Annotated in this window: 1 protein-coding gene; it reads left to right on the plus strand. The window is 69.2% G+C overall.

Annotated features, from left to right (window positions below):
- Window positions 1-201, plus strand: a 201-nt coding sequence (locus AC0IY0_RS29195) for an FAD-dependent oxidoreductase (RefSeq protein WP_471766534.1), incomplete at both ends; no start/stop codon positions are given.

The following is a 201-nucleotide window of genomic DNA, read 5'->3' on the forward strand; positions in this document are numbered from 1 at the left end:
GAGTTCGTGGGGTGGGCGCCGCACCTGACGGCCCTCATTACGACCCACGACGCCAATCCCATCCTTCGTCCCATCCATGCGCTCCCAGTCGGCCACCGCTGGGACCGTGTGCCCGGCCTGACTCTGCTGGGTGACGCGGCGCACCTGATGTCGCCGTTCGCGGGCGAGGGGGCGAACCTTGCCCTCTACGACGGTGCGGAA

Source organism: Methylobacterium sp. AC315 (assembly GCF_979253755.1).